The 22483-nt window shown below is 63.6% G+C and carries 26 protein-coding genes and 1 pseudogene; 10 read left to right on the top strand and 17 right to left on the bottom strand.

Annotated features, from left to right (window positions below):
- Positions 1 to 15: 15 nt before the first annotated feature.
- From AC1DZ5_RS20045 to AC1DZ5_RS20010, 8 genes are all read right to left on the bottom strand, one after another.
- The gene (locus AC1DZ5_RS20045) at positions 16 to 1230 is read right to left on the bottom strand and encodes a LysR family transcriptional regulator (protein WP_477892324.1); all 1215 of its coding nucleotides are present in this window, start codon (positions 1228 to 1230) and stop codon (positions 16 to 18) included.
- Between the two features lie 5 nt (positions 1231 to 1235).
- The gene (locus tag AC1DZ5_RS20040; protein ID WP_477892322.1) at positions 1236 to 1859 is read right to left on the bottom strand and encodes a phytanoyl-CoA dioxygenase family protein; all 624 of its coding nucleotides are present in this window, start codon (positions 1857 to 1859) and stop codon (positions 1236 to 1238) included.
- 9 nt (positions 1860 to 1868) lie between these two features.
- A complete protein-coding gene (locus AC1DZ5_RS20035) occupies positions 1869 to 3329 on the bottom strand; it encodes a pyridoxal phosphate-dependent decarboxylase family protein (RefSeq protein WP_477892320.1) in 1461 nt (486 codons plus the stop codon).
- A gap of 4 nt (positions 3330 to 3333) precedes the next feature.
- Positions 3334 to 3687 (bottom strand): RidA family protein, encoded by a 354-nt coding sequence (locus tag AC1DZ5_RS20030; RefSeq protein ID WP_477892318.1) that lies wholly within the window; start codon positions 3685 to 3687, stop codon positions 3334 to 3336.
- Positions 3684 to 3947: a hypothetical protein gene (locus AC1DZ5_RS20025; RefSeq protein WP_477892316.1), complete on the bottom strand. Its 264-nt coding sequence runs from the start codon at positions 3945 to 3947 to the stop codon at positions 3684 to 3686. Before AC1DZ5_RS20025 ends, AC1DZ5_RS20030 begins: the two co-directional genes overlap by 4 nt.
- A gap of 78 nt (positions 3948 to 4025) precedes the next feature.
- Positions 4026 to 4742 carry a hypothetical protein gene (locus tag AC1DZ5_RS20020; protein ID WP_477892314.1) on the bottom strand — a complete coding sequence of 239 codons (717 nt, stop codon included), beginning with the start codon at positions 4740 to 4742 and terminating at the stop codon, positions 4026 to 4028.
- Positions 4743 to 4886: 144 nt separating this feature from the next.
- Entirely contained in the window at positions 4887 to 5561 is a 675-nt protein-coding gene (locus AC1DZ5_RS20015; RefSeq protein WP_477892312.1) for a dihydrodipicolinate reductase, read from the bottom strand.
- 28 nt (positions 5562 to 5589) lie between these two features.
- The gene (locus AC1DZ5_RS20010; protein WP_477892310.1) at positions 5590 to 6093 is read right to left on the bottom strand and encodes a DinB family protein; all 504 of its coding nucleotides are present in this window, start codon (positions 6091 to 6093) and stop codon (positions 5590 to 5592) included.
- 113 nt (positions 6094 to 6206) lie between these two features.
- On the opposite strand from AC1DZ5_RS20010, the gene AC1DZ5_RS20005 reads away from it, so the two are divergent.
- The 3 genes and pseudogenes from AC1DZ5_RS20005 to AC1DZ5_RS19995 form a co-directional block, all read left to right on the top strand.
- Positions 6207 to 6683, top strand: a complete 477-nt coding sequence (locus AC1DZ5_RS20005) for an Rrf2 family transcriptional regulator (protein WP_477892308.1) — start codon at positions 6207 to 6209, stop codon at positions 6681 to 6683.
- Positions 6680 to 7564: an NAD(P)/FAD-dependent oxidoreductase gene (locus AC1DZ5_RS20000; RefSeq protein ID WP_477892306.1), complete on the top strand. Its 885-nt coding sequence runs from the start codon at positions 6680 to 6682 to the stop codon at positions 7562 to 7564. Before AC1DZ5_RS20005 ends, AC1DZ5_RS20000 begins: the two co-directional genes overlap by 4 nt.
- Positions 7551 to 7676 (top strand): annotated as a pseudogene (locus AC1DZ5_RS19995) (FCD domain-containing protein); the annotation flags it as partial. The gene AC1DZ5_RS20000 and the pseudogene AC1DZ5_RS19995, both read left to right, overlap by 14 nt.
- A 67-nt stretch (positions 7677 to 7743) precedes the next feature.
- On the opposite strand, the gene AC1DZ5_RS19990 reads toward AC1DZ5_RS19995, so the two are convergent.
- On the bottom strand, positions 7744 to 8577 hold the full coding sequence (locus AC1DZ5_RS19990) for a hypothetical protein (protein ID WP_477892304.1): 834 nt from the start codon (positions 8575 to 8577) through the stop codon (positions 7744 to 7746).
- A gap of 284 nt (positions 8578 to 8861) precedes the next feature.
- Here AC1DZ5_RS19990 and AC1DZ5_RS19985 point away from each other — a divergent pair, with 284 nt between their 5' ends.
- The 6 genes from AC1DZ5_RS19985 to AC1DZ5_RS19960 all read left to right on the top strand — a co-directional run bounded on the left by AC1DZ5_RS19985 (position 8862) and on the right by AC1DZ5_RS19960 (position 12707).
- Positions 8862 to 9800, top strand: a complete 939-nt coding sequence (locus tag AC1DZ5_RS19985; RefSeq protein ID WP_477892302.1) for a hypothetical protein — start codon at positions 8862 to 8864, stop codon at positions 9798 to 9800.
- Positions 9737 to 10645: a hypothetical protein gene (locus AC1DZ5_RS19980; protein WP_477892300.1), complete on the top strand. Its 909-nt coding sequence runs from the start codon at positions 9737 to 9739 to the stop codon at positions 10643 to 10645. Before AC1DZ5_RS19985 ends, AC1DZ5_RS19980 begins: the two co-directional genes overlap by 64 nt.
- Before the next feature lie 67 nt (positions 10646 to 10712).
- Positions 10713 to 11000, top strand: a complete 288-nt coding sequence (locus AC1DZ5_RS19975; protein WP_477892298.1) for a WYL domain-containing protein — start codon at positions 10713 to 10715, stop codon at positions 10998 to 11000.
- A gap of 242 nt (positions 11001 to 11242) precedes the next feature.
- Positions 11243 to 11590 (top strand): NIPSNAP family protein, encoded by a 348-nt coding sequence (locus tag AC1DZ5_RS19970; protein WP_477892296.1) that lies wholly within the window; start codon positions 11243 to 11245, stop codon positions 11588 to 11590.
- Positions 11587 to 12303: an ArsR/SmtB family transcription factor gene (locus AC1DZ5_RS19965; protein ID WP_477892294.1), complete on the top strand. Its 717-nt coding sequence runs from the start codon at positions 11587 to 11589 to the stop codon at positions 12301 to 12303. Before AC1DZ5_RS19970 ends, AC1DZ5_RS19965 begins: the two co-directional genes overlap by 4 nt.
- A gap of 152 nt (positions 12304 to 12455) precedes the next feature.
- Positions 12456 to 12707, top strand: coding sequence for a hypothetical protein (locus AC1DZ5_RS19960; RefSeq protein ID WP_477892292.1), 252 nt, complete (start codon positions 12456 to 12458; stop codon positions 12705 to 12707).
- A gap of 294 nt (positions 12708 to 13001) precedes the next feature.
- On the opposite strand, the gene AC1DZ5_RS19955 is transcribed toward AC1DZ5_RS19960, so the two are convergent.
- The 3 genes from AC1DZ5_RS19955 to AC1DZ5_RS19945 form a co-directional block, all read right to left on the bottom strand.
- Positions 13002 to 14660, bottom strand: coding sequence for a hypothetical protein (locus AC1DZ5_RS19955; RefSeq protein WP_477892290.1), 1659 nt, complete (start codon positions 14658 to 14660; stop codon positions 13002 to 13004).
- A 39-nt stretch (positions 14661 to 14699) separates the two neighbouring features.
- Positions 14700 to 15452: an SDR family oxidoreductase gene (locus AC1DZ5_RS19950; protein ID WP_477892288.1), complete on the bottom strand. Its 753-nt coding sequence runs from the start codon at positions 15450 to 15452 to the stop codon at positions 14700 to 14702.
- Between the two features lie 61 nt (positions 15453 to 15513).
- Positions 15514 to 16113, bottom strand: coding sequence for an ATP-dependent Clp protease proteolytic subunit (locus tag AC1DZ5_RS19945; RefSeq protein ID WP_477892286.1), 600 nt, complete (start codon positions 16111 to 16113; stop codon positions 15514 to 15516).
- A 91-nt stretch (positions 16114 to 16204) separates the two neighbouring features.
- On the opposite strand from AC1DZ5_RS19945, the gene AC1DZ5_RS19940 reads away from it, so the two are divergent.
- Complete coding sequence (locus tag AC1DZ5_RS19940; protein ID WP_477892284.1) at positions 16205 to 17005, top strand: RNA polymerase sigma factor; 801 nt, start codon at positions 16205 to 16207, stop codon at positions 17003 to 17005.
- 77 nt (positions 17006 to 17082) lie between these two features.
- Here the strand turns inward: AC1DZ5_RS19940 and hutH (AC1DZ5_RS19935) are convergent, their stop codons facing one another.
- Genes hutH (AC1DZ5_RS19935) through AC1DZ5_RS19915 form a run of 5 tightly spaced genes read right to left on the bottom strand, consistent with a single transcriptional unit; the run spans position 17083 to position 22444 of the window.
- Positions 17083 to 18630, bottom strand: a complete 1548-nt coding sequence (hutH, locus tag AC1DZ5_RS19935; protein WP_477892282.1) for a histidine ammonia-lyase — start codon at positions 18628 to 18630, stop codon at positions 17083 to 17085.
- Positions 18627 to 20198, bottom strand: a complete 1572-nt coding sequence (gene hutH / locus AC1DZ5_RS19930) for a histidine ammonia-lyase (protein ID WP_477892280.1) — start codon at positions 20196 to 20198, stop codon at positions 18627 to 18629. The genes hutH (AC1DZ5_RS19935) and hutH (AC1DZ5_RS19930) overlap by 4 nt, the downstream gene beginning before the upstream one ends.
- Entirely contained in the window at positions 20199 to 20987 is a 789-nt protein-coding gene (locus AC1DZ5_RS19925) for an ABC transporter ATP-binding protein (protein WP_477892278.1), read from the bottom strand.
- A 7-nt stretch (positions 20988 to 20994) separates the two neighbouring features.
- On the bottom strand, positions 20995 to 21717 hold the full coding sequence (locus tag AC1DZ5_RS19920) for an ABC transporter permease (protein ID WP_477892276.1): 723 nt from the start codon (positions 21715 to 21717) through the stop codon (positions 20995 to 20997).
- Between the two features lies 1 nt (position 21718).
- Entirely contained in the window at positions 21719 to 22444 is a 726-nt protein-coding gene (locus AC1DZ5_RS19915) for an ABC transporter permease (protein WP_477892274.1), read from the bottom strand.
- Positions 22445 to 22483 lie beyond the last annotated feature (39 nt).

The raw sequence follows: 22483 nt of genomic DNA, 5'->3' as shown, positions 1-22483 counted from the left end.
GCAATTTGCTTATGTCTACTGGCCCGCCCCGAGTGCTTTACCTACCTGCCGCAAGATGCCCTGCCACTGCGTTGCAGCCGGTGTGTGCAGGTAGCCGGTGCGCCACATAGCGCCAATCTGTCGCTGTGCGTGCCGCACCGGCAGTGGCAACTCCACCAGCAGGCCCGCCGCAATCTCGCGTGCGACTTGGCGGGGCGACATCAGGGCCAGGCGGTCGCTGTCTTGCAGCATGGCCTGCATCATCAGTGCGCTGTTGGCGCGCACCTGCCCGGCTGGAGTGGGCAGGCCCGCGGCCTGCAGCATCTGTGCAAATGCCTTTTCGGCCGGGGTGTTGGGCATGGGCATGACCCACTGCGCCGCGCGCAGGGCTGCCCAACCCAAGCGGCGGCGCTGCGCCAGCGGGTGGCCTGCGCGGGCCACCACAGCCAGGCGGTCTTCAAACAGCACCTCCTGGCTCAGGTCTGCCGATGGCGGTATGTTGCGCAAGGCGCCCACAATGCAGTCCAGCTCCGCATGGCGCAGCTGCGCCACCAGCGCATCAAAGGTGCCGTCGATCAGCACCAGCTGCACCTGGGGCTGCTGCGCCAGCAGCTGCTCCACCGCCGGGGCCAGCAGCATGGTGGTAGAAAACGGCAGCGTGCCAATCACCAGCCGCCCCTGCAGGGCCGCGCCGGGCTCCGGCCATTCGTCCACGGCCTGGCGCAGCTCGGCCTGGGCCAGCTTGCTGGCGAGCAACAGGCCTTCGCCCGCCTCGTCCAGCCGCAGCCCGCTGCGCGCGCGGATGAACAACGGGGCTGCGGCCATGTGCTCCAGCTGCTGCAGGCTCTGGTGCACGGCTGGCTGGCTCACACCCAGCTGCTGCGCGGCACGCCCTTCGCTGCCCGTGTCCACCAGCGCCTGCAGCACCTGCAGGTGGCGCGCGGCCACACCCAGCGCCAGCGGGCTGTGGTGCCAGACCGCCGCACTGCGCGTGCGGTGCCGGTCCGCATCGGCCAACAACTGCAGGGCCCGTGTGGCCCGCAGCGCCAGTTGGCGCCCCCGCACCGTGGGTTGCATGCCGCGCCCCACGCGCTCAAACAAGGGGCTGCCCAGCGCAGCATCCAGCTGCTGCACGGCGCGGACGACGGAAGACTGCGCCACATGCAATAGTGTGGCCGCGCGCTGGCTGCTGCCCGCCTGCGCCACGGCCGCCAGGGCGCGCAGCAAGCGCAGTTGCGGCAGCAGCTCCATGCGCCCTACCGCCAGTTCAGCAAGGGGAATAACGCGTCGTCCATCACCGCACCATCAGGCAGGCGGTCTGCCAGGCCGGGGAACGGGGGCGAGGTGCGCCAGCTGCGCACCGCGTGGCGCGCGTCGTCGCCCAAGTAGCGGGCCGAGAACACGCGCCGCCGCGTGCCCGGCCCCACGCCGCTGCTGGCGTGCAGCGTGAGCATGTGGAAGGCCACCGCATCGCCCGGCTGCAGGGCCCAGCCCAGTTGTTCAAACTGGTCCGGGTGTGCATCAATCTGCGGCAGCTCGGCCAAGGCGCCTTCGGGGAACCACTTGGCCTGCTGGTCGCGAAAGGTGCGCACGGTGTCGCTCTGCATCACCTGCGCGGCCACACGGGGCAAGGCGCTGTGCTGCATCACATCGGCATAGTCGGGGTTGTGCTGCCAGGTGCAAAAGTCTTCTACAAACTTGCCCGGGTCATCGGCCTGGCTGGCCACCAGAGCCAGCGGGCTCAGGTGCGCCAGATTGTGCTCGATGCCACGTGCCAGCGTAGCTACATCATCGGGTGTGAGCACGCCGCGCAGCACCACGGCGCCTTGGCGCGCATAGTCCTGCACGGTGGCGGGGGGCAAGGTGTAGGCGTTACGCATGCTCGGATTTCAGGTCCGGCGATCAGCCGCCTGGCGGATGGCACCCAGCAGCAGGCCTAGGTCTTCTTCGCGGGTGCGATGGTTCACAAAGGCGACCCGAATGGCCATCTTGCCGCCCACGCGCGTGGTGGATGGCACGGCAACGCCAGACTCTTGCACGTCGGCCACCACATCGGCGTTGAACGCGTCCAGGTCCGGCACATCAGCCAACACGCGGAAGCACACCACGTTCAGCGTCACTGGTGCCAGCAACTCCAGCGATGCATCCGCCCTCACCCGCGCGGCTAGCGTCTGGGCCAGCGCACAGTTGCCAGCCACCACCTGACCCAGCTTGTCGGTGCCATAGGTCTTGAGCGTCATCCAGACCTTCAGCGCGCGAAAGCCGCGCGACAGGTCGGGCCCAAAGTCCGTAGGCCAGGGGTGGTTGCCCGCCAGGCCGCGCGCACTGCGCTGCAGGTAGGTCGGCTGCGTGGCAAAGGTGGAGGCATGCAGCGCGGCGTCGCGCACCAAGATGCACCCCGCGTCGTATGGCACCTGGGCCCATTTGTGAAAATCAAACGCCACCGAATCCGCATCGCTGAGCCCGGCCACCAGATGCCGCTGCGTGGGCGACAGCATGGCCAGCGCGCCAAAGGCGGCATCCACATGGCACCACAGGCCCTGCGCCCGCGCAAGCGCGGACAGCGCCACCAGGTCATCCACGGCGCCCGTGTCCACCGTGCCCGCGCTGCCAATCACCATGAAGGGCTGCAGGCCGGCGGTTCGGTCCCGCGCGATGGCGGCTTGCAGTACGTCCATGTCCATGCGGTGCTGCGCATCCAGCGTGATCAGGCGCAGTGCCTGGCTTCCCAGGCCCGCCATATCCATGGCGCGCGCCACGCAGTTGTGCGCCTCAATGGATGTGTAGGCCACCAGCGGCTGGCCTTGCAGACCCTGCTGGCGCACCGCCGTGCCCAGCGCCCGTGTGCGCGCCACCAGCACCGCAATCAGGTTAGCCATGGAGGTACCGGTGACCAGCACGCCGCTGGCATCCTGCGGAAACCCCAGCATCTGCGCGGCCCAGCGGATCACCTGGCGCTCCACCTCGATGGGTGCGTGGTCGCGGCCGCCCAAGTTGGGGTTGGTGGCGGCGGTCAGCAGCTCGGCCAGCATGCCCACGGGGTTGCCTCCGCCCTGCACCCAACCCACAAAGCGCGGGTGGGTGTTGCCGCTGCCATAGGGCTGCACCAGCGTTTGAAAGTCTTGGTACACCGCGCCCAGATCGCCGGGCGCCGTGGGTAGATCACCCGTGCGCAGTGCTTGCCGTTTCTCCTCCGGCATGGGCTGCCATACCGGGGCGTCGCGCAGGCCAGCCAGCATGTCCACCATGTCGTCGAGCATGCGGTGGCCCATCTGGCGCACCGCGTTCCAATCGGTCGGATCCAGGCTGTCTGCCGCCGCCTGGAAAGGCGTGTTGGCGGGCGCTGCCATCACGTCAGGCCGCAGCCGCCGTGAACGCGATCTCCAGCAGGTAGTCAGGGCTGGCCATTTCGGCGCTCACGCAGACGCGTGCCGGTGCGCAGCCCGCGGGCAGCCAGGCCTGCCACGCAGCGTTGAAGGCCGTGCGATCTGCCATGTGCTTGAGGTAAATCGTGGCGATCAGCAAGCGGCCCGAGTGGCTGCCCGCAAGTGCCAGTGTGCGTTCGGCTTGGGCAAACACGGCCTGGGCTTGGGTGGTGATGTCGGTTCCGCTTTCGGGCACTTCTACAAAGTACACCGTGCCGTTGTGCACCACGGCATCGGACCAGGAGGGTTGGGGGGCAATGCGCTGGATGTCTGGAGCTGTCATGCCGTGAATTTTAGGTTCTGCATGCTGGGCACGTATTCGACGGAAATCCACTGCGCAATCACCTCAGGCGTCATGCTCTCGGGGTGGCCCGCCTCCTCGCTCACGCGCGCCACCTCCTCGGCCCCGGTCAGGGTGCCCACAAACATCTGCAGCACCGCCTGCAAGCCGCCCTGTGCCAGCGCGGTGTCGCCCAATGCCTTGAGCGCCTCCCAGGCTTGGGCTTCAGAGGCTGCACGCGTGGAAACGTAGGGAGTAGACATAGTCAAATGCTTGCTGAGTTTGCGATTGCGCAAGTCTAAACGGGGCGAGCGCCCCGCCATCTTTGGACCAGTACAGGGCTAGCCGATGCGGTCCATGTGGTGGATCTCCCGCTCATAGGCGGTGGGGCCCACCAGAACAATGGTTTGCCGACCACCGTCATAGTCCGCCTGTGCAAACTGGCGGTCTGGCAAATGCCCGTGAACAGAGGGGAACAAGGCAAAGACCCTATCGCCCGCCTGCAACGCCGCCACCACGTCTGCCACGGGTGCGATGACTTCAGGCCCGGCCCACACGTTCTTGACCGTGTTCACGCTGCCCCAGCGCACGTCTGTCACGCGCCCATCTTCATCCAGCGCCACCTGCGATACGGCATATGTCTTCTTCGCACGGGCACGCGGGGTGTATGCCCGCACCTCTCTTGGCGGTGGATCCTCGGCCAAGGTGGCCAGGTTTTGGATGTTTGCGACGCCGTTGGGGGTTGCGCCGGCGCGCTTCACCAAGTCAATCGTTTGGCTACCGTCCCATCGCTCAATGACTTCAAATGCACATTCCGGCAAATGGGCATGGGGTGGGAGAAAGATGGCGGCAACGTGCGCTCCACCATGGATGGCTTCCACCACCTCGGCAACCGGCACGACCACAGGCGGCCCCACGTCCCCGTTTGATGCCGGGTTGACCTCGCTCCACAACACATGCGTCACCGAGCCAGCCGAACTCAGGCGCACCTTGGAGACTGAAAAGTACCTTTTCTCTTCGCCGTCGAGGGGGCGAGCCCGTGCGCCTTGGTATGTCATGGCGTAACTTTGATGTTTGGGTTTGACCCGGTCTGTTCGGCGCCACACACAATGGCCGCGCACGGCCAGCAAGCTGGGCGTATTGCGGCGCTGGAAGCCCAAGTGCAGAGTTTGCAAGCAATCGCTGCTGCCTGAGCCCCGTCCCTAGAGCCAGCCGTTGTCCACAAACTCCATGACGGAGTAGCTACGGTTTTCCAGCGGGTGAGCCTGCACCGCCGCAACAATGCGGCCAACACCGTCTGCATAGGCCGAGTCACCGTAGACCCGGGTTTCAAACTGCAGGCTGCACTCCCCGTCTTGGATCAAGATGCGGTGGAAGGCATGGCGGGCCAAGTGCGCTTCTGGAATCTGCAGTTCATCCCGCTGCACCGCAGCCTGCCGCACCGAATGGATGTCGCTGTCCTGCAAGCCCAGCGCATGCGCCATGTGGACGGCGGTGCCGGGCACAGAGGTCTTGGTGGCCTGGTGCGACTCGGTCAGTTGGATGTGGTGGTTCTGAAAAAGATGCCCGCTCTTGGCCAGCATGGCCATGAACTTGAGCATCAGGATGTTGGTGTTGGGGCACACCACCACCGGAAAGCTGTGCTGCACAGACTCTAGAGCCGACCCCGTGGACAGTTCGATCAGGGGCGATTGCGTGCCCGCACAGTAGGCGGTGACGGCGCCAAGCTCCCGGCCAGAGCCCGCGTGGATGACCACAGACTTGCCCGCACCCTGGGCCCGGCCCTCCCACGGCATGACTTGGTCCCCGCTGCCTGGCTTGAGCGAGTGGAGCAGTTCGGTGGCCAACTTGCCAGTCCCGACGATGATTATTTGCATGTGTTGGTTCAGTGGGGTTGGCACCGCGCTAGCCCTGCCGTCTGGCAGGCTCGCGCTGGTGCAGAAATTTGGTCAGCAGGTCGCGCGGCGGCGTGACGGCAATGCCCTTGAGCACCTGGCCCACATTGCCGCGGTGGTAGGCCCCATGGGTGAGCACATGGAACAGCATTTCCTCCCGCGTCATGCGCCCGGCGTCGCCATCGGTGAACTGGAACGTCAGGCTCTCGGTCAGCGCGCTGGCGTCCAGCCCGGCTAAGTAGGCCTCAAACCACAGGTCCGTCTCGGCTGCCGCAAAGTGCAGCTCGCCCAGTTCGGGCGTCTCTCCCGTGTTGCTCTGCGTGTAACCATGCGGCTCGCCCAACAGGTGCGCGCGAAAAATGCGGTCCACCACATAGATGTGGTTGAGCGTGCGGATGGCCGTGTGCAGCGGCTCGGCGTGCTGGACCGCATCTACCGTGGCCATGCAGTCGTACTGCTCGGCATTGGCCCAGGTTTTTTGGGCATACAGGGTTTTCAGCATCGCTAGGGACATGGCGGGCTCCGGAGTGAGTTGGGCTGTTGGGCGTCTGCCTATTATCGAATGGCGCCAGCCCCCGCCAAAACCCTTTTCGGACAAGGTTTACATCATGCAACTATATTTGTTGCATGAAACAGAACAGCCAACTGTCCGACGTCCTCCACGTGCTGCTGCACATGGCCGAGGGCGAAGGCCCTGCCACCTCCGAGGCACTGGCCGCCGCCATGCAGACCAACCCCGTGGTGCTGCGCCGCCTGATGGGTGGCCTGCGCGAGGCCGGGTTTGTGATGTCGGCCAAGGGCCATGGCGGCGGCTGGGTGCTGTCGTGCGACATGGACCGCATCACCCTGGGCGATGTGTACCAGGCGCTGGGCGCGCCGCCACTGGTGTCGCTGGGCTTTCGGGAAGACCGGCCCACCTGCCTGGTGGCCCAGGCCGTGAACGACGCGCTGGCAGGCGCCGCACAAGAGGCCGAGGCCCTACTGCTCAAGCGCTTTGGCGCCGTCACCCTGGCCACGCTGTCCGCCGACTTTCACCGCCGCATGGCGCAGCACCACGCTGCGGGCCATGCCGGCCACCACCATCTGAAGGAACACACCACTTGAAGCACATCGACTTTGCCGTCATCGGCGGCAGCTATGCCGGCCTGTCCGCCGCCCTGCAACTGGCCCGCGCGCGCCGCCAGGTGCTGGTGGTAGACGCCGGCCAGCGCCGCAACCGCTTTGTAGATGTCGCAGGCGAAACATCGCACGGCTTCTTGACGCAAGACGGCCGCCCGCCCGCCGAGATAGCCGCCGACGCGCGCGAGCAGCTCATGAACTACCCCAACGTGGAATGGAAACACGGCACCGCAGAAGACGCGCGTGTGGCAGCGGATGGGCGGCTGGAGTTTCGCGTAGGCCATGAGGCCATCAGCGCCCACCGGCTCATCCTGGCCACCGGCGTGCGAGACGAGCTGCCGCCCGTGCCCGGCCTGGCCGAGCGCTGGGGCCGCAGCATCTTCCACTGCCCGTATTGCCACGGCTACGAGATGAACGCCGGCCCCATCGGCATCATCGCCGCGTCTCCGCTGGCGCTGCACCACGCGATCATGCTGCCGGACTGGGGCCGCCCCACCCTATTCCTGAACGGTGCCTACACACCCAGCGACGAAGAACTGGCCGCCATCGCGCGGCGTGGCACGCAGGTGGAGCCAGTGTTGATAGAACGCATAGAAGGCCACGCCGACGTGGTGCTGCAAGACGGCCGCACCATCCGCTTGAACGGCCTGTTTACCCAACCGCGCACACTGTTGGCCAGCCCCGTGGCCGAACAACTGGGCTGCGCGCTGGAAGACGGCCCCATGGGCTTGTTCATCAAAGTGGATGAAGGCAAGGCCACCAGCGTGCCCAATGTGTTTGCGTGTGGAGATGCGGCGCGGGCGGCGGGGAATGTGACATTGGCTGTGGCGGATGGGGCGATGGCGGGGTTTGGGGCGCATCGCTGAGTCACTGGCGGAGCATCAAGCCATCATGGCCGCGCTGCTGGCGCGGGATGCGGTGCGTACGCCGCAGCGCATGCGAGAGCATTTTGCTAATGGGTTGGAGGCGGCGGAGTAGCTGACTCGCTAACTTGCGCATGCCGAATTGCTGGCTGCTGTACCTATGCCTATTTAGGATACGCCTCTCACTGCGGAAGGCTTGGCGGCAATTCTGACCGCACGTGCGCTTGCGCAGACTGCACCAACGATCCGTCGGGATGTACCCGCTGAAATAGTTCATCGCGCCATTCAAGACGGGCGAGAGAAGGATGAGTTGGCTCCAACCTGCCTTGGATACTTGCTCCACGCGAACTCACAACACCGAACAATTTGGCATGCCCTTGTCGATACAAACCAACGAGCTGCGGTTCACCGCCACTGCGTTTATCAGAACCATCTCTTAGTGCATCGCAAAAACCAGAGAAAACAGCGCGACTAGTGCCACCTTGATCGGATCGCTTCCATCGGTCCGTCCAGTCATCCACAGCGGCTTTCCCACTACCGTGAGTTAGCAATACGCTTGATACCAATGGCATGTCAATCTGATACAACTGAACAGTTCTTGACGCAGCCTGATAGTGCACCTCATAAATGTGAAAAGCTGCATTCGGCGGCATTCCCAAGCCCGATCGCGCGGCATAGAACAGAGAAAAGTTCCCTGGAATCGGAAAAGTATGTGCATCTACCTCACGGCGTGTCATCTCCGCCAGCTCCTGAGCACGTCCCGGCACCGAGCTATGGATGAGCGATGGGAGCAATTCGCGGTCGATCCATTCTGTAATCTTCGAAAGGATCATTTGTGGGAGCAGGAGGTAGCCAGTAAATCCGAAGATTTCGGGAGAGCGATGACAAGCAAATAGCTTCCGTCCAGTGTCCCAAGTGCGAGGATCAGTACCCCATGAGAGTCGGCTGTCACTCGCAAAATAAACCGACGTTGGGCCGCGAGAGTCAGCCCCAAGCCAAGCTGCAAACGATGTCATCAGGTATACCTTTTGAGTAGGGTTATAGTGTATTTGCGAACCCGCACTCCTCCACCACCAGTGCCCTAGACGGACTCTGATGATGGGGGAGATGGCTTGTCAGTGACCACCCCCTGGGCTTCGGCCCGGGGGACGGCGGTACAACAGGGTTCTTGAGACTGCACGCGTAAAACAAGAACAACAGCGACTGCGCAGTGACTAACGGCTGGGGATTTATGTCCGTTTTCTTTTGGGGTTCAACCTTTCAAAGAGCGGGCGATTTCAAGTTGAGGGGAGGAGATTAAATGGCTACAGATGGAGCTGCAGACCTGCAACGCTGGCGCGCGCCGCCAGTAATGCAGTTGCTGAGCACAGGCACCCTGCTTTCAGGCAACCACCAAAATAAAGTGTGGCGTGGGATGGCACAGGTGGCCAACAACCACGAGCCCGGCATCCCCATGATTGTCAAATGGGTGCCGAGACATGAAACTCTAGCGACCGAACTTGCGTGCGCGCTGGCAGCCCAAGCATTACGCCTCAACATACCGGCCGGCTTTCTGATCCTCGCTCAAAGGGGCGAACTTCCTGGGATTCCAAATCGCGTCACTGGCGCTCCCAACGATTTGGTGCTTTGCTTTGGTAGCGAAATGCACTTCCCCGATGACACTGTCATGCGCCCCACCAATGCAGCCGCAGCAGAAGACTGGGTCTGGCAACGCGTTTGCGATACACCGCAAGGCCCGGTTGGAGGTGTATGGGATGAGCTGGTTGTGAACGACGATCGCCATTGTGAAAACGTAGTCTGGGATGGGCACCGCTGGTGGCTGATTGACCACGAATACAGCCTGCCAAGCGTGGCCAAGGCCATGAAGAAGTTCACCGACAAGGTGTTGCGCCAAGGCGTGATTGACGATTACGCCAAGGAAAACACGCTGGTTGCCGAGACACTGCGACGCCGCCCCAAAGACCACAAGATGGAGACTTTGCCCGCAAACTGGCAGGGTCACAAAGTACGCTTGGAATGGATAGCCGACCAAGCATGCAACTGGAAAACTGGTCTAACGCCGGTAGATACGGTTCTAATGATGACGGAGATGTACCTGCGCAGCATAGTTCTACGTTTGCCAGCATTGGCACTACACTTGAATCAACGAATGTCGAAACCGATATCGCCAGCCTTATGGAACTCCACTACTCCCCAACCGCCCTCAAGCCGCAAGCCTACACAGCGCCGCCGTGTGTAGCGCGTTACTGCCCGGTTTTCTGGGAGCCAATTGCGGGCACCGGAGAACGGATAGTCGCGTTGGTGTGTCTGGAGCCGCATGAGAACAGTACCAAAGTTGTCAGCGCCGGCACACATCCAGTGTTGCCAGTGGAACGGCTGCGTGCCATGTTGGGTCGGCAGCGTGGTAACGCTACGCACAATGTACTGCGCGAAGTAGCCAGCTTCATGTCTGAGCGGCAAGCCGCTGGAATGCCACTCTCAGAGCTCGACTCCCCGTTCAAAGGTTTTGTCGTTGGTCCCATAGCGATGGCCCGCGGATACACCGTTGAGCAATTGCTGAACGCTGCGGTGCGCACCGTAAGTGCCTTTGGCTCAGCTGAAGACTTAGTTGAAGAAGAAAAGATACAAGAGAGCCCACACAACACCGTGCGGACCTCTGAGTTCCTGCGTACTCTAAAACGCTTTGTGGCAGGTGAAGACAAAAATATCATCGCCCGTTTTGAGAGAAAACTACAGGTGCCTGCGCAGCAATTGGACATCACCGTCGACTACGCCTACAAGCAGTGGATGGTTCAAGTTACCAGTTTGCCGGCCACGCCAAATCAGTTCGTGCATGCTCTAAGAGAAGCCCAGAGCAAGCTGTACGAAGTCGATAAGTTGCGTCGTGGCATGGACGGCAACGAAATTTCACCAGTTTTGTTGGTGAATGAAGACGTGTTGAATAGCGACATTAATGAACGGGGTTTAGCACAAGCAAATGAAATGTTGGAACGGTTGCGCCAGCTCTCAAAAGCTGATGACCTGCAACTCATGCAAGCATCCAATCCCCACGAAGCAGCAACGCTGGTTAACGCCCTCGCGTGAGAGTTGAACAACTCAAACTAATTGGCAGCCCACGTCGCCCCGTACTTCCTTGCAAATAGAGATACACATGAGCATCTCGACCGCTATCGGAAATCGCAATCTGCTGTCTTTCACTTACGACGGGTATCGCCGCACCGTTGAGCCACACACTTATGGCATGGATTCAAAGGGGCACATGGCGCTGAGGGCTTACCAAGTGAGCGGCGGCAGTGAATCGGGCGAATACGTGGGATGGAAGATTTTCCACGTGCAAGAAATGCAGGGAATGTCGATTCTTTCGCAGACGTTTACTGGCCCACGACAAGGCTACAAACGAGGAGACAAGGCTTTCGCCAATATCAAGGCCGAACTCTAGGCCGCTCTACTTCAATTGCCTATAGAAAAAATAAGCCTGCAGCACCCGTGGAACGCGCGCAAGCTGCTTCTCTTTTTATAGCAAATCGGCAATGAACCGGATTGCAAATCCGGTTAGTCCGGTTCGACTCTTGATCGTCGCCAGCTCCACGCCCGTCTATCCCTGCCCTCATTTCGTCACCCACCAAAGCATTCCCAAGAATCGCCCCCCAGACTTCTCTCATCACCACAAGAGAAGTCCCCATGACCATCACCTGCTTCATCCGCTACGAAATCGACCCGTTCCAGAAAGACCAGTTCACGGCCTACGCCAACAACTGGGCGCGCATCATTCCCCGGCTGGGTGGGCATTTGCTGGGCTACTTTGTGCCACACGAGGGCAGCAACTACGAGGCCTGGGGGCTGATCTCTTTCCCCAGCCTGGCGGCGTATGAGGCCTACCGCCAGCGCCTGCGTACAGACGATGAAGCGCAGGCCAACTTTGCGTTTGCGCAGCGCGAACGCTTCATCCTGAAAGAAGAGCGCACCTTTCCCCAGCCGGTGCCCGCCAGCTATCTGCAGGCGCCCACGGGCTATATTGAAGCGGCATGACTTTTCCCTCCCCCGCCCCGTTTGAACCCCGGCTGGCCAGCGTGGCCGCCGTGATTGCCGACGCCACGCGCGCCCGCATGCTGTGCTACCTGCTGGCGGGCGACTACGCCAGCGCGGGCGAGCTGGCGCGGGCTGCGTCCGTATCGCCCGCCACGGCCAGCGGGCACCTGGGCAAGCTGATGGCGGCCGAGCTGCTGGTGTGTGAGCAGCGCGGGCGGCACCGCTACTACAAGTTGGCCGACGACGAGGTGGCCCACGCGCTGGAGGCGCTGGCGCTGATGGCCGAGCGCCGCACCCACACCGCCGCCTGGGCCAACCCCACGCGCCAACGGCTGCGCTTTGCCCGCTGCTGCTACGGGCACCTGGCGGGGCAACTGGGCGTGGAACTATTTTCGCAACTCCTGTCCAAGGAATGGCTGCACCCTGCGGGCGATGGCTACCTGCTCACCGCCCAGGGCAAGGCCGGGCTGGACGCAATCGGCTTTGCGGTGGACGGCATGGACAAACCTTCTGCGTCCACCCGTCTGGCCTACCGCTGCCTGGACTGGTCTGAACGCCGCGACCACATGGCCGGCAAGCTGCCCAAAGCACTGCTGGCGCACTGCCTGGACCAAGGCTGGCTGCGCCGCCATGAAGGCGAACGCGCGCTGGAGGTGACGCCGCAGGGCCGCAAGCACCTGGCGAGCTTGCTGCCTTCGGTCAACGCGTTATGAATGAAATAGGCCTCTAGCCCAGGTGGAATATGCGCGAGCAGCTTCTTTTTTGATAGCATCTCTGCATAGCGAGCGCAGGGAAATTGGCACCCAGCCCATAGCCTTAGCGCAGTGCGGCTGCTAAAGTGCACACACCGCTCTTTGGACTTTTTATGTCTTCCCGCACTAGCTTGCCCCTGTCAGAACACGCAATGCAATTGGCCGAGCGTCGCTTCCCTGAGCTCGCGGCCAAGTCGGGACATGTGGCCTACAAGACCGCGCTGCAACGCACCGGCGCCGTGGTCGTCAAGTCGAGCCTGGGCCAAATGGTGGAGCGCCGTGCGGATGGAACGTCCACCGTCATCAAGCAACTGCTCGTGGACAAACGGGTGAAGTCAGGTGTCATCCTCAAACGTACCAAATAAGCCGGCAGGCGGCAAAACAGCAGCAAAGCTGGCCCATCGCGTATACATTCTGACAACTCGGGCTCCCGGCACAAGCTGCTGGTTGAGATCAACGAACTGGCGGATGAAGGCTCCATCAAACTTCGCACAAGTCGCCTCAATCCCTGGTTTGTCAATACGGCGCTTTGGCGGTCATTCTCCTGATGGCGGGCTTGCTGCCTTCGGTCAACGCGTTATGAATGAAATAGGCCTCTAGCCCCCGTGAAATATGCGCGAGCAGCTATCTAATTAATAGCAAAACCACCACAATCTCCCTCAATCCCGATCGCGCTCGCGGGTCCAGATGGCGCCAAAAGCTTTCAGCTTGGCCCAGAGGCCTACGCGTTCTTCGGACAGCACATCCAGAAAATCAGACAAGCGCTTGGACTTGGCCATGGTGTACAGGGTCAACGCGATGGTGACCACAAACACCACGGCAAACACCAGCACTTTGCGGGACAGGGAAGCGTCCGCCTCGGCCAGCAAGTTCATGCCCAGAAAGCCGGTGGTGATGGTGCCTATCAAGCCCAGGATGGTGACCACGGTGAGGCGCACGACGGTGTTGGCCTGGCGGCGCAGGCTGTCAGCTTCGAGGTAGTTGTTCATGTCGGCGATGCGCTCTTTGACTTCGGCATACAGCGGGTCCAGCCCCAGGTGCTGCGCACACTTGGCAAACAGCGCGCGGGTTTGGGCTTGCTCCGAGATTTCATGAAACCAATAGCGGTGGGTAAAGCGCAAAAAGCTGGCAAAGCTGCTGCGAATACTGCGTTTGAACACGCGCACGCTGCCGGGGTCGCTGATGTTGAGGTTACGCAGTGTTTCGGCCAGCCGGTCTGAAAACATCAGCAGCGCTGCTTTCTGAAAATGCGCAATCAAAAACAGCAGAAAGTGCTGGTGCCGGAACTGTGCCAAAACGCCTCGGTCCCGGCACGAAAAAAAGTGGCTGTTGGCATCGCCCACCACGATCAACGAATGACCGGTGCAGAGGTAGCGGGTGTGGGGCGCAGCGCCGCCGGGTGTCCAGAACCGGTCGTAGCAATAGCGCTCTTCAAAGTCGTGGAGGTGGTCGCCGGCAAAGGGCAGCGCGGCATCACCATCGGCACTGCCCGCGCCGGTGACCAAACCAAGCCGAACGAAATCGCTACGGCTGAGGGTCTGGGGGTCATCCACGGCCAGGTAGCCCAGCAAGGGCATGCGGTAGTACTCAATCTGCCGGTAACGCAACGCGCCCACCTGATCAGAATGGTCGCTCACCAGGGGCTGCAGCAGCCAATCCCAGTGGGCCGCAATGCGGGGCGCGCGGTGGCGGGCCACATGCGACATGAACAAATCGGGCTGGCCCGCGTCGGATTGCGCCAGCACCTGCCCTTGCGCACCCAGCCACTCGGCCTGGTGCAAGCAGTGCTGGGCCTGCCCCTGCGCATCCCAGCCCGAGGGGTAGCCGCGGCCAAAGCGGTATAGCAGTTCTTGCGCGTGCGTAAGCGGCAAGTTGTCGCCCGCCACCTCGACGTTGAGCAGGACCAGGTCCAGGTCCAAAAAGAAATACAGGTCGACATGCACCACACTCAGGGTGATGGCCTCGGCGCCGGGCCACAACACGACGCGTACTGCGCCGACATCGTGGCGGCGGAACACCCGCATGGGCGAGCCGTGTACCTGCCCACCGCCCTTGGCATGGCCTTCGCCATACAGAAAGCGCTGCACATAGGGCAAAAAGGTGACGAACTCGTTGTAATGCCGCTCGTGAAAGTTGCAGGCATCCCCGGTGTATTCGTCCACCACTTCGCGCCAAGGGGTGGAGTCACCCATGGCGGACAAGATTTCCCAGGGCTTGGCGTGCTTCGCCTCCGCCCCTCGCACTGGCATCAGCCGCAGGGGCCACAGCAAAATTTGACCGAAATGGCGAACGCAGTGGGGGACTTCAGGCTGGTGCATGCCCGGCAGTATCGCACCGGCCTCTCGCCCTGAAAAGGCTCAGCCGCGCCCGACAAACGGCATATTGGTCGCCATGATGGTCATGAACTGCACGTTGGTGGACAGGGGCAGCTGTGCCATGTGCAGCACAGCGGCGGCCACTTCCTGCACGTCCATCATGGGTTCCACAGCAATCTCGCCATGGGCCTGCTGCACGCCGGTTGCCATGCGGGCCGACAGCTCGGTCAGTGCGTTGCCAATGTCGATCTGGCCGCAGGCAATGTTGTACTTGCGGCCGTCCAACGAGATGGATTTGGTGAGGCCGGTGATGGCGTGTTTGGTGGAGGTGTAGGGCGCGGAGTTGGGGCGCGGGGCGTGCGCAGAGATGGAGCCGTTGTTGATGATGCGCCCACCCTGTGGCGCCTGGCTCTTCATGAGACGAAAGGCGCCTTGCGCGCACAGGAAAGAGCCCGTGAGGTTGGCGTCCACCACGGTTTGCCATTGCGCGAAGCTGATGTCTTCGAAGTTGGCTTTGGGCGCGCCAACACCGGCGTTGTTGAACAACAGGTCTAGCCGGCCAAACGTAGCCTTGATCATGGCAAACAGCTGGTCCACGGATTCGGGCTGGCTCACGTCCGCGCACACTGGGTAGGCACGCTCGGTACCGCTGGCCTGGGCCACTGCGTTCAAGGGTTCGACCCGCCGCCCGGTCAGCACCACACGGTAGCCCGCCTGCAGCAGCGCCAGGGCCACAGCCCGCCCGATGCCGGTGCCTGCACCAGTGACCAATGCGACGGGGGAGTTGGAGTTCATGGGGGGCCTTTCAAAAAAAAGATGCCATCGCTTTGTACCAGATTGGTTGACGCCCCCAGGCTCAGGCGCCCCGCAGTTCGGTCTTGCGCTCGATGATGCGCGACACCAGCCCGTACTCCACCGCCTCTTCGGCCGACATCCAGTAGTCGCGCTCAATATCCACCAGCACGGTCTCCAGCGGCTTGCCAGTCTCACGCGCGATGGTGCGGGCAATGCGCTCACGCGCCTTGACGATTTCGCGCGCCTGGATAGCGATGTCGCTGGCCGGCCCGCCGGAGCCACCGCTGGGCTGGTGGATCAGAAAGCGCGTGTTAGGCGTGCAGTAGCGCCGCTCACGCGGCACCGACAAATACAGGTGCGTGGCGGCGCTGCCGACCCAGCCGGTGCCCACCATGTTCACCGGCGCGGCGATGAAGCGCACGATGTCGTGGATGGCGTCGCCCGACTCCAGGTGGCCGCCCGGCGAGCTGACCAGCATGTCGATGGGCTCTGCGCTGTCGGCGTCCAGCGCGATGAGGCGGCGCGTGAGGTCGGCGGCCATCAGGTCGGTGACAGTGCCGAAGACCAGCAGCGTGCGGGACTTGAAGGCTTTTTCCTCCAGGTAAGAGGTGCGCGGCTCGGGGGTGCTGGCGGGGGTGTCGGTTTTGTCTGGGGTGTCCATGGTGGGTTTCCTGGTGGTTGAACTGCTATGACGAACGAGGGACGGTTTTCGTGACACTGCAGCGCCAACCAGGCTATGGCACCATGCGACCATGTACGACGCACGCCCCCTCACCCTGCCCGACGCCGACCACCGCCGCCTGGTGCGCGCCGCCACCCGCCTGCTGGGCCCGGCGGACGCCGAAGATGCCGTGCAGGACGCCTATGTGCGTGCGCTGGAGGGCGAGCAACGTGAACTCAACTCCGCCCAGGCCTGGCTGCTGACCGTGGTGCGCAACCTGGCCATCGATCGCCTGCGCCGCCGCAGCTGGATGCAGCAGTGGCTGGAAGCGATGGGCACTGCGGATGCCGAGCAGGCAACGTCCTCTGCCGAGACAGACGCCGCCCTGGCGCAAGAAGCCAACCACGCGCTGCGCCTGTTGGCCGCCCACCTGGCGCCCGAAGACGGCGCCGCACTGCTGCTGCATGAAGTATTTGAAGTGAGCCACGCCGAGATTGCCGAGGCCAACGGCCGATCCGAAGCCGCCAGCCGGCAGCAACTGCGCCGCGCGCTGCTGCGGCTGCGGCTGCGGCAGGCGCGTGGTCCAGCGGATGACGCCACACCGACGGAACGAGAGCCCAACGAAGAAACCGTTTTCCGCCTCTACCTGCAGTCCCTGCAGTTGCGCGACCCGCAAGCGCTGTGGGCCATGCTGCGGCATCCGCCTATCAGCGCGGTGGCGGGGATGTCCGCTATGGCCAACGAGGCCACTGCAACACCGCACACCACCAGCAGTGTGGTGCAGATGGGCGGGCAACTGGGCCTGGTGCTCACACTGGACGGCGTGCGCCTGTGCGTGGTGCCGCTGGGCGTGCGGGCCGAGCAAGAGGCTGACGCGGCGCTGTTTTCATAAGAAATAGGCTTCCAGCCCGCTTGGCGTATGCGCAAGCAGCTTCTATTTTGATAGCACTACCAATGGGGAAAGCTCCCTTAACCCGGAATCCAGAGCGTGGGCAACCCGGCCAGCGGCTTGAGCAGCTTGGCCACCGCACCGCTCTGCACCAGTTGCGTAGCGTGCGCAATGTCGGGCGCCAAGTAACGGTCCACGTGGTGGGCGGGGATGTCTTTGCGCAGCAGCGCGTGCACGGCTTCCAGCACCGGCGAGCTTTGCAGCGGGCGCAGAAACTCGATGCCCTGCGCAGCGGCCAGCAGTTCGATGCCGAGGATGTGGGCGGTGTTGTGGATCATGCCCTGCAGGCGGCGCGCGGCGAAGGTGGCCATGGACACATGGTCTTCCTGGTTGGCGCTGGTGGGCAGGCTGTCCACGCTGGCCGGGTGGGCCATGGATTTATTTTCCGACGCCAGCGCGGCAGCGGTGACGTGCGCAATCATGAAGCCACTGTTCAGCCCCGCATCGGCCGTGAGGAACGGCGGCAGGCGCGACACGCCGCTGTCGATCAGCATGGCAATGCGGCGCTCGGCAATGGCGCCCACTTCGGCAATGGCTAGGGCCATGCCATCGGCGGCCAGGGCCACGGGCTCGGCGTGAAAGTTGCCACCGGAAATCATCGCCCCATCGTCCGGGAAGACGAGCGGGTTGTCGGTCACGGCGTTGGCTTCAATCAGCAGCACGCGCGCTGCGTGGCGCAGCTGGTCCAGGCAAGCGCCCACCACCTGCGGCTGGCAGCGCAGGCAGTACGGGTCTTGCACGCGGTCATCGCCTTCAGCGTGACTGGCGCGGATGGGGCTGCCCTTGAGCAGCTCGCGGTAGTACTGCGCCACGTCGATCTGGCCGGGCTGGCCGCGCACGGCGTGGATGCGGGGGTCAAACGGGCCATCGCTGCCACGCGCTGCGTCCAGCGTCAGCGCGCCAATCAGCAGCGCGGCTTCCAGCACCGGCTCAAAGGCCAGCAGGCCATGCAGCGCCAGTGCGGTCGAGGTTTGCGTGCCGTTGATGAGGGCCAGGCCCTCCTTGGCCTCCAGCTCCAGCGGGGCGATGCCAGCTTTCTGCAGCGCCTGCAGTGCGGGCACACGCACGCCATCTACCACCATGTCGCCCTCGCCCATCAGCGCCAGCGTCATGTGGGACAGCGGCGCCAGATCGCCCGACGCCCCCACCGAGCCTTGTGCGGGAACAAAGGGCACCAGGCCGGCGTTGTGCACGGCTAAGAGCGTGTCCACCACCAGCTCGCGGCAGCCCGAGTAGCCGCGCGCCAGGCTGGCGGCCTTGGTGGCCATCATCAGCCGCATGATGGGGGCGGCCAGCGGCTCGCCCACGCCCACGCTGTGGCTGCGGATCAGATTGCGCTGCAGCGTGGCCAGTTGGTCTTTGCTGATGCGCTTGTTCGCCAGCTTGCCAAAGCCGGTGTTGACGCCGTACACGGGCGCGTCGCCATCGGCCGCGGCCTTGACCAGCGCGTGCGATGCGCGCATGGCGGTGCGGGCCGATGCGGGCAGACTGAGCTGGCACACGCTGGCGTGGATCAAGCCCAGTTCGTCGAGCGTGATCTTGCCGGGGTGAAGGATGAAGGAGGTCATGGAAAGGTCTTTCTTGTCGTTGTGGATGAATTGACGGTGCCCGCACTTAACCATTTGCCCAACGTGTCGGCCACGCCTTCAGGCGCGCGCAGCAAGTCGGCAACTTTGAGAATGTCGGGCGCCAGGAACCGATCTGCCACATACGGTGGGACATGCGCACGCAGAAAACGCCAAGCCTGGCCGGTGCCCGTGCCAAAACGCTGCGCCTTCAAAAATTCAAAGGCTTGTGCTGCCAGCAGGTACTCGATGGCCAGTATCTGCGGCAGGTTGGCCAACGACTTGTGCAGCTCCAGCGCCGCGGTGGTTCCCAGACTCAGGTGATCTTCCTGGTTGCCAGAGGTGATGAAGTTGTCCACCACCACTGGCTGGGCCAGGCGGCGGTTTTCGCTGGCCAATGAGGCAGCGGTGTACTGGGTGATCATCAAGCCGGAATTCACCCCCGGCTCGGCCACCAGAAACGCCGGCAGGCCGCTGACCAGCGGGTTCACCAGCCGGTCTATGCGCCGCTCGGCCACGCCGCCGAGTTCGGCCACCGCAATGCGCAGCAGGTCGGCGGCCATGGCCACCGATTCGCCGTGCGGATTGGCCTGTGAGACCACGCGATAGGCATCCGGTGTGCCCAGCAGCAGCGGGTTGTCGGTGGCGGAATTCAGCTCGGTTTCGATTTGCCGGGCCGCGTGGGCAATCTGGTCGCGGCAGGCGCCGTGGATCTGCGGTATCGAGCGGATGCTGAGCGCGTCCTGGGTGCGGACGCCACGGCTGCTGGCGATGACTTCGCTGCCTTCGAGCAGGCTGCGCAGGTTGCGGCCCACCTGCTGCATGCCGGGGTGGGGTTTGAGCGCCAGTATCTCGGCATCGAAGGCGTCGATCTGGCCGCGCAGGGCTTCAAAGCTCATGGCGCCGACCACGTCGGCCCAGTCGGCCAGGCGCTCCACATCGGCCAGCGCCAGCGCGGCCAGGCCGGTCATGCAGGGCGTGCCGTTGACCAGGCTCAGGCCGTCCTTCGCGCCCAGCACCAGTGGCTGCAGGCCTATGGTTTGCAGTGCCTCGGACGCCGGCTGGATGCGGCCCTGGAACTGCACATCGCCCACCCCCAGCAGCGCCACGCTGATGTGTGCCATGTGTGTGAGGTAGCCCACCGAGCCTTGGGAAGGCACGCAGGGCGTGATGCCGTGGTTCAACAGCGCCAGCAGACCTTCAAGCACCTGGGGTTGCAGGCCGGAATAGCCTTGCGAGAAGTTGGACAGCGCCGCGACCAGGATGGCACGGGTCTGCGCCACCGTCAGCAGCGGGCCTACGCCGACAGCATGGCTGAGCAAGGTGTTGCGCGACAGCTGGGCCAGTTGCTCGCCGTGCAGCAGCACATTGCTCAAAGCGCCGAGGCCGGTGCTGATGCCGTAGGCGCGCTCACCGCGTTCGACGATGCGCTCCACGATGGCGCGGGCGTTGGCGATGCGGGCCCAGGCGGCTGGCGACAGCGCCAACGGTGCGCCGTCACGGGCGACGGCGACCAGATCGCGCCAGCCCAAAGGGGAGTCACCGAGGGTGATGGTGGTGAGGGTGTTCATTTAAGCAGCAGCCCTTTCCTGGTGGCCGGAATTGAACTGGCGAAAGCGTTCGGAACTGTGCGCACCGAACACATCGGCCGGCGCGCCTTCCACATCCACCACGCCCTGGTGCATGAAGACCACGCGGTTCGACACATTGCGAGCAAAGCCCATTTCGTGCGTCACCACCAGCATGGTGCGCCCCTCTTCGGCCAGGGAGCGCATCACCTTCAGCACCTCGCCAACCAGCTCGGGGTCCAACGCCGACGTGGGTTCGTCGAACAGCATCACTTGCGGCTGCATCGCCAGCGCGCGGGCAATCGCCACGCGCTGCTGCTGGCCGCCGGACAGGTGGGCCGGGTAGTAGTCGCGGCGATCGAACAGGCCAACGCGCTGCAGCAGCGCCTCGGCCTCTTCCACGCATTCGGCACGTGCGCGCTTCTGCACCCGCATCGGACCTTCGATCAGGTTCTGCAGCACCGTCATGTGCGACCAGAGGTTGAAGTTCTGGAACACCATGGCCAGCTGGGAGCGCATGCGTTCGACCTGCTTGCGGTGCACCGGCTCCATACGGCCGTCCTTGCGCTGGCGCATCTCCAGGGTCTCGCCGTCCAGGCAGACGCTGCCCTGGTCCGGTGTTTCCAGCAGATTAATGCAGCGCAGAAAGGTGCTCTTGCCCGAGCCGCTGGCCCCCAGGATGGAGATCACGTCGCCCTTTTTGGCGGTCATGGAGATGCCCTTGAGCACGTGGTGGCTGCCAAAGGACTTGTGGATGCCAGTGACGGCCAAGGTCGCAGGTGTGGTGGTCATGGTCGGGTCAAACGGTTTGGGCTTGGGGTTTCACCGTGGTGGTGGGGCGTTTGCGCAAGTGCGGCGACAGCCGGTGCTCCAACATGGCCACGGCGCGCACCAGCAGAAAGTTCAGCACCAGGTAAATGGCGGCGGCGCATATGAAAACCTCCATCGTGCGGTAGGTACGCTGGATGATTTGTTGGGCCACACCGGTCACATCCCATACCGTCACCAGGCTGGCCAGCGCGGTGGACTTGACCAGTAGCACCAGCTCGGTGGAATAGGCCGGCAGACATTGGCGCAGCGCGATGGGGGCGATGACCCGCTGCAGCAGCGTCCAGCGCGACATGCCGGTGGCCAGGCCGGCCTCGATCTGGCCGTGCGGCACGGCCATCAGCCCGCCGCGCAAAATCTCGGCGGTGTAGCCCGCGGTGCACAGGGCCAGGGCCAGCACCGCGCAGGCATAGGGCGAGCGCAGCACGATCCACGCAAAGCTTCCGCGCACCAGCTCGAACTGGCCCAGGCCGTAGTAAATCAGGAACAGCTGGATCAGCAGCGGCGAGCCGCGGAACACCAGCACATAGCCGCGCGCAAACCAGCTGAGCGCCGGATATGGGCTGACGCGCATGGCCACGATGAGCAACGACAGCAAACCGCCGAACAGCATAGACAGAAAGAACAGGCCCAGCGTGGTGGGCACGGCAGCCAGCAGCTTGCCTAGGGTGTCAAGGAGGAAATCGAAGTCCATGTCAGTGGCCTCCCGCCAGGCTGCGGCGTTGCGATTTGTTCATGTGGCGCTCGAAGCGGCTGAAGACCTGGTTCGACATGCCAGTCAGCAACAGGTAAATCAGGCCGCCGACGATGTAGAAGGTGAAGTATTGGCGGGTAGAGCCGGCGGCGATCTGGCTGGTGCGCATCAGCTCGGCCAGGCCGGTGACCGAGATCAGGGCCGAGTCCTTCAGGCTCATCTGCCAGACGTTGCCCAGGCCGGGCAGCGACAGGCGAAAAATCTGCGGCATCAGAATGCGCCGGGCCAGCATCAGCGTGGGCATGCCGATGGCGCGCGCGGCCTCCAGCTCGCCCTGCGACACGGCCAGGTAGGCACCGCGGTACACCTCGGCCTGGTAGGAACCCGAGATCATGCCCACCGCCAGCGCGCCGACCAGAAACGGCGGCGTGGCGATAAAGCCCTCGGCACCAAACCACTGGCCGATGGCCGTGATCAGGGTCGAGCCGCCGAAGTAGAACAGGTAGATCACCAGCAGCTCCGGTATGCCCCGGAACACCGTGGAATACAGCTCGCCCACGCCGCGCAAGCTGCGCCGCGGTGACAGCTTGGCGGCCGCCACCAGCGCACCGAACACCGAGCCGACCAGCAGCCCGCACAAGGTCAGCGCCACAGTCAACAGCGTGGCCAGCAGCAGGGCAGAGCCCCAGCCCTGCTCGCCAAAACCCAACATATCGAATAGCTCCATGGGGTCTCTCCGGTCTATGTGACTGTGGTCTGCCTGGGT

Source organism: Rhodoferax sp. P1_F3, assembly GCF_056405715.1.
The sequence above is the reverse complement of the archived record's forward strand: the minus strand, read 5'-3'. Positions and strand labels throughout refer to the sequence as shown.

Excerpts from the sequence above, each read along its gene's own strand:
- AC1DZ5_RS19925 (WP_477892278.1), bottom strand. The coding sequence starts at position 20,987 with ATGACCACCACACCTGCGACCTTGGCCGTCACTGGCATCCACAAGTCC.
- AC1DZ5_RS19985 (WP_477892302.1), top strand. The coding sequence starts at position 8,862 with ATGGCTACAGATGGAGCTGCAGACCTGCAACGCTGGCGCGCGCCGCCA.
- AC1DZ5_RS19960 (WP_477892292.1), top strand. The coding sequence starts at position 12,456 with ATGTCTTCCCGCACTAGCTTGCCCCTGTCAGAACACGCAATGCAATTG.
- hutH (WP_477892282.1), bottom strand. The coding sequence starts at position 18,630 with ATGACCTCCTTCATCCTTCACCCCGGCAAGATCACGCTCGACGAACTG.
- AC1DZ5_RS19955 (WP_477892290.1), bottom strand. The coding sequence starts at position 14,660 with ATGCACCAGCCTGAAGTCCCCCACTGCGTTCGCCATTTCGGTCAAATT.
- AC1DZ5_RS19950 (WP_477892288.1), bottom strand. The coding sequence starts at position 15,452 with ATGAACTCCAACTCCCCCGTCGCATTGGTCACTGGTGCAGGCACCGGC.
- AC1DZ5_RS20015 (WP_477892312.1), bottom strand. The coding sequence starts at position 5,561 with ATGCAAATAATCATCGTCGGGACTGGCAAGTTGGCCACCGAACTGCTC.
- AC1DZ5_RS20030 (WP_477892318.1), bottom strand. The coding sequence starts at position 3,687 with ATGACAGCTCCAGACATCCAGCGCATTGCCCCCCAACCCTCCTGGTCC.
- AC1DZ5_RS19970 (WP_477892296.1), top strand. The coding sequence starts at position 11,243 with ATGACCATCACCTGCTTCATCCGCTACGAAATCGACCCGTTCCAGAAA.
- AC1DZ5_RS19975 (WP_477892298.1), top strand. The coding sequence starts at position 10,713 with ATGAGCATCTCGACCGCTATCGGAAATCGCAATCTGCTGTCTTTCACT.
- AC1DZ5_RS20040 (WP_477892322.1), bottom strand. The coding sequence starts at position 1,859 with ATGCGTAACGCCTACACCTTGCCCCCCGCCACCGTGCAGGACTATGCG.
- AC1DZ5_RS20045 (WP_477892324.1), bottom strand. The coding sequence starts at position 1,230 with ATGGAGCTGCTGCCGCAACTGCGCTTGCTGCGCGCCCTGGCGGCCGTG.
- AC1DZ5_RS19980 (WP_477892300.1), top strand. The coding sequence starts at position 9,737 with ATGGAACTCCACTACTCCCCAACCGCCCTCAAGCCGCAAGCCTACACA.
- AC1DZ5_RS19945 (WP_477892286.1), bottom strand. The coding sequence starts at position 16,113 with ATGGACACCCCAGACAAAACCGACACCCCCGCCAGCACCCCCGAGCCG.
- AC1DZ5_RS20025 (WP_477892316.1), bottom strand. The coding sequence starts at position 3,947 with ATGTCTACTCCCTACGTTTCCACGCGTGCAGCCTCTGAAGCCCAAGCC.
- AC1DZ5_RS19940 (WP_477892284.1), top strand. The coding sequence starts at position 16,205 with ATGTACGACGCACGCCCCCTCACCCTGCCCGACGCCGACCACCGCCGC.
- AC1DZ5_RS20035 (WP_477892320.1), bottom strand. The coding sequence starts at position 3,329 with ATGGCAGCGCCCGCCAACACGCCTTTCCAGGCGGCGGCAGACAGCCTG.
- hutH (WP_477892280.1), bottom strand. The coding sequence starts at position 20,198 with ATGAACACCCTCACCACCATCACCCTCGGTGACTCCCCTTTGGGCTGG.
- AC1DZ5_RS19990 (WP_477892304.1), bottom strand. The coding sequence starts at position 8,577 with ATGACATCGTTTGCAGCTTGGCTTGGGGCTGACTCTCGCGGCCCAACG.
- AC1DZ5_RS19915 (WP_477892274.1), bottom strand. The coding sequence starts at position 22,444 with ATGGAGCTATTCGATATGTTGGGTTTTGGCGAGCAGGGCTGGGGCTCT.
- AC1DZ5_RS19920 (WP_477892276.1), bottom strand. The coding sequence starts at position 21,717 with ATGGACTTCGATTTCCTCCTTGACACCCTAGGCAAGCTGCTGGCTGCC.
- AC1DZ5_RS19965 (WP_477892294.1), top strand. The coding sequence starts at position 11,587 with ATGACTTTTCCCTCCCCCGCCCCGTTTGAACCCCGGCTGGCCAGCGTG.
- AC1DZ5_RS20020 (WP_477892314.1), bottom strand. The coding sequence starts at position 4,742 with ATGACATACCAAGGCGCACGGGCTCGCCCCCTCGACGGCGAAGAGAAA.
- AC1DZ5_RS20010 (WP_477892310.1), bottom strand. The coding sequence starts at position 6,093 with ATGTCCCTAGCGATGCTGAAAACCCTGTATGCCCAAAAAACCTGGGCC.
- AC1DZ5_RS20005 (WP_477892308.1), top strand. The coding sequence starts at position 6,207 with ATGAAACAGAACAGCCAACTGTCCGACGTCCTCCACGTGCTGCTGCAC.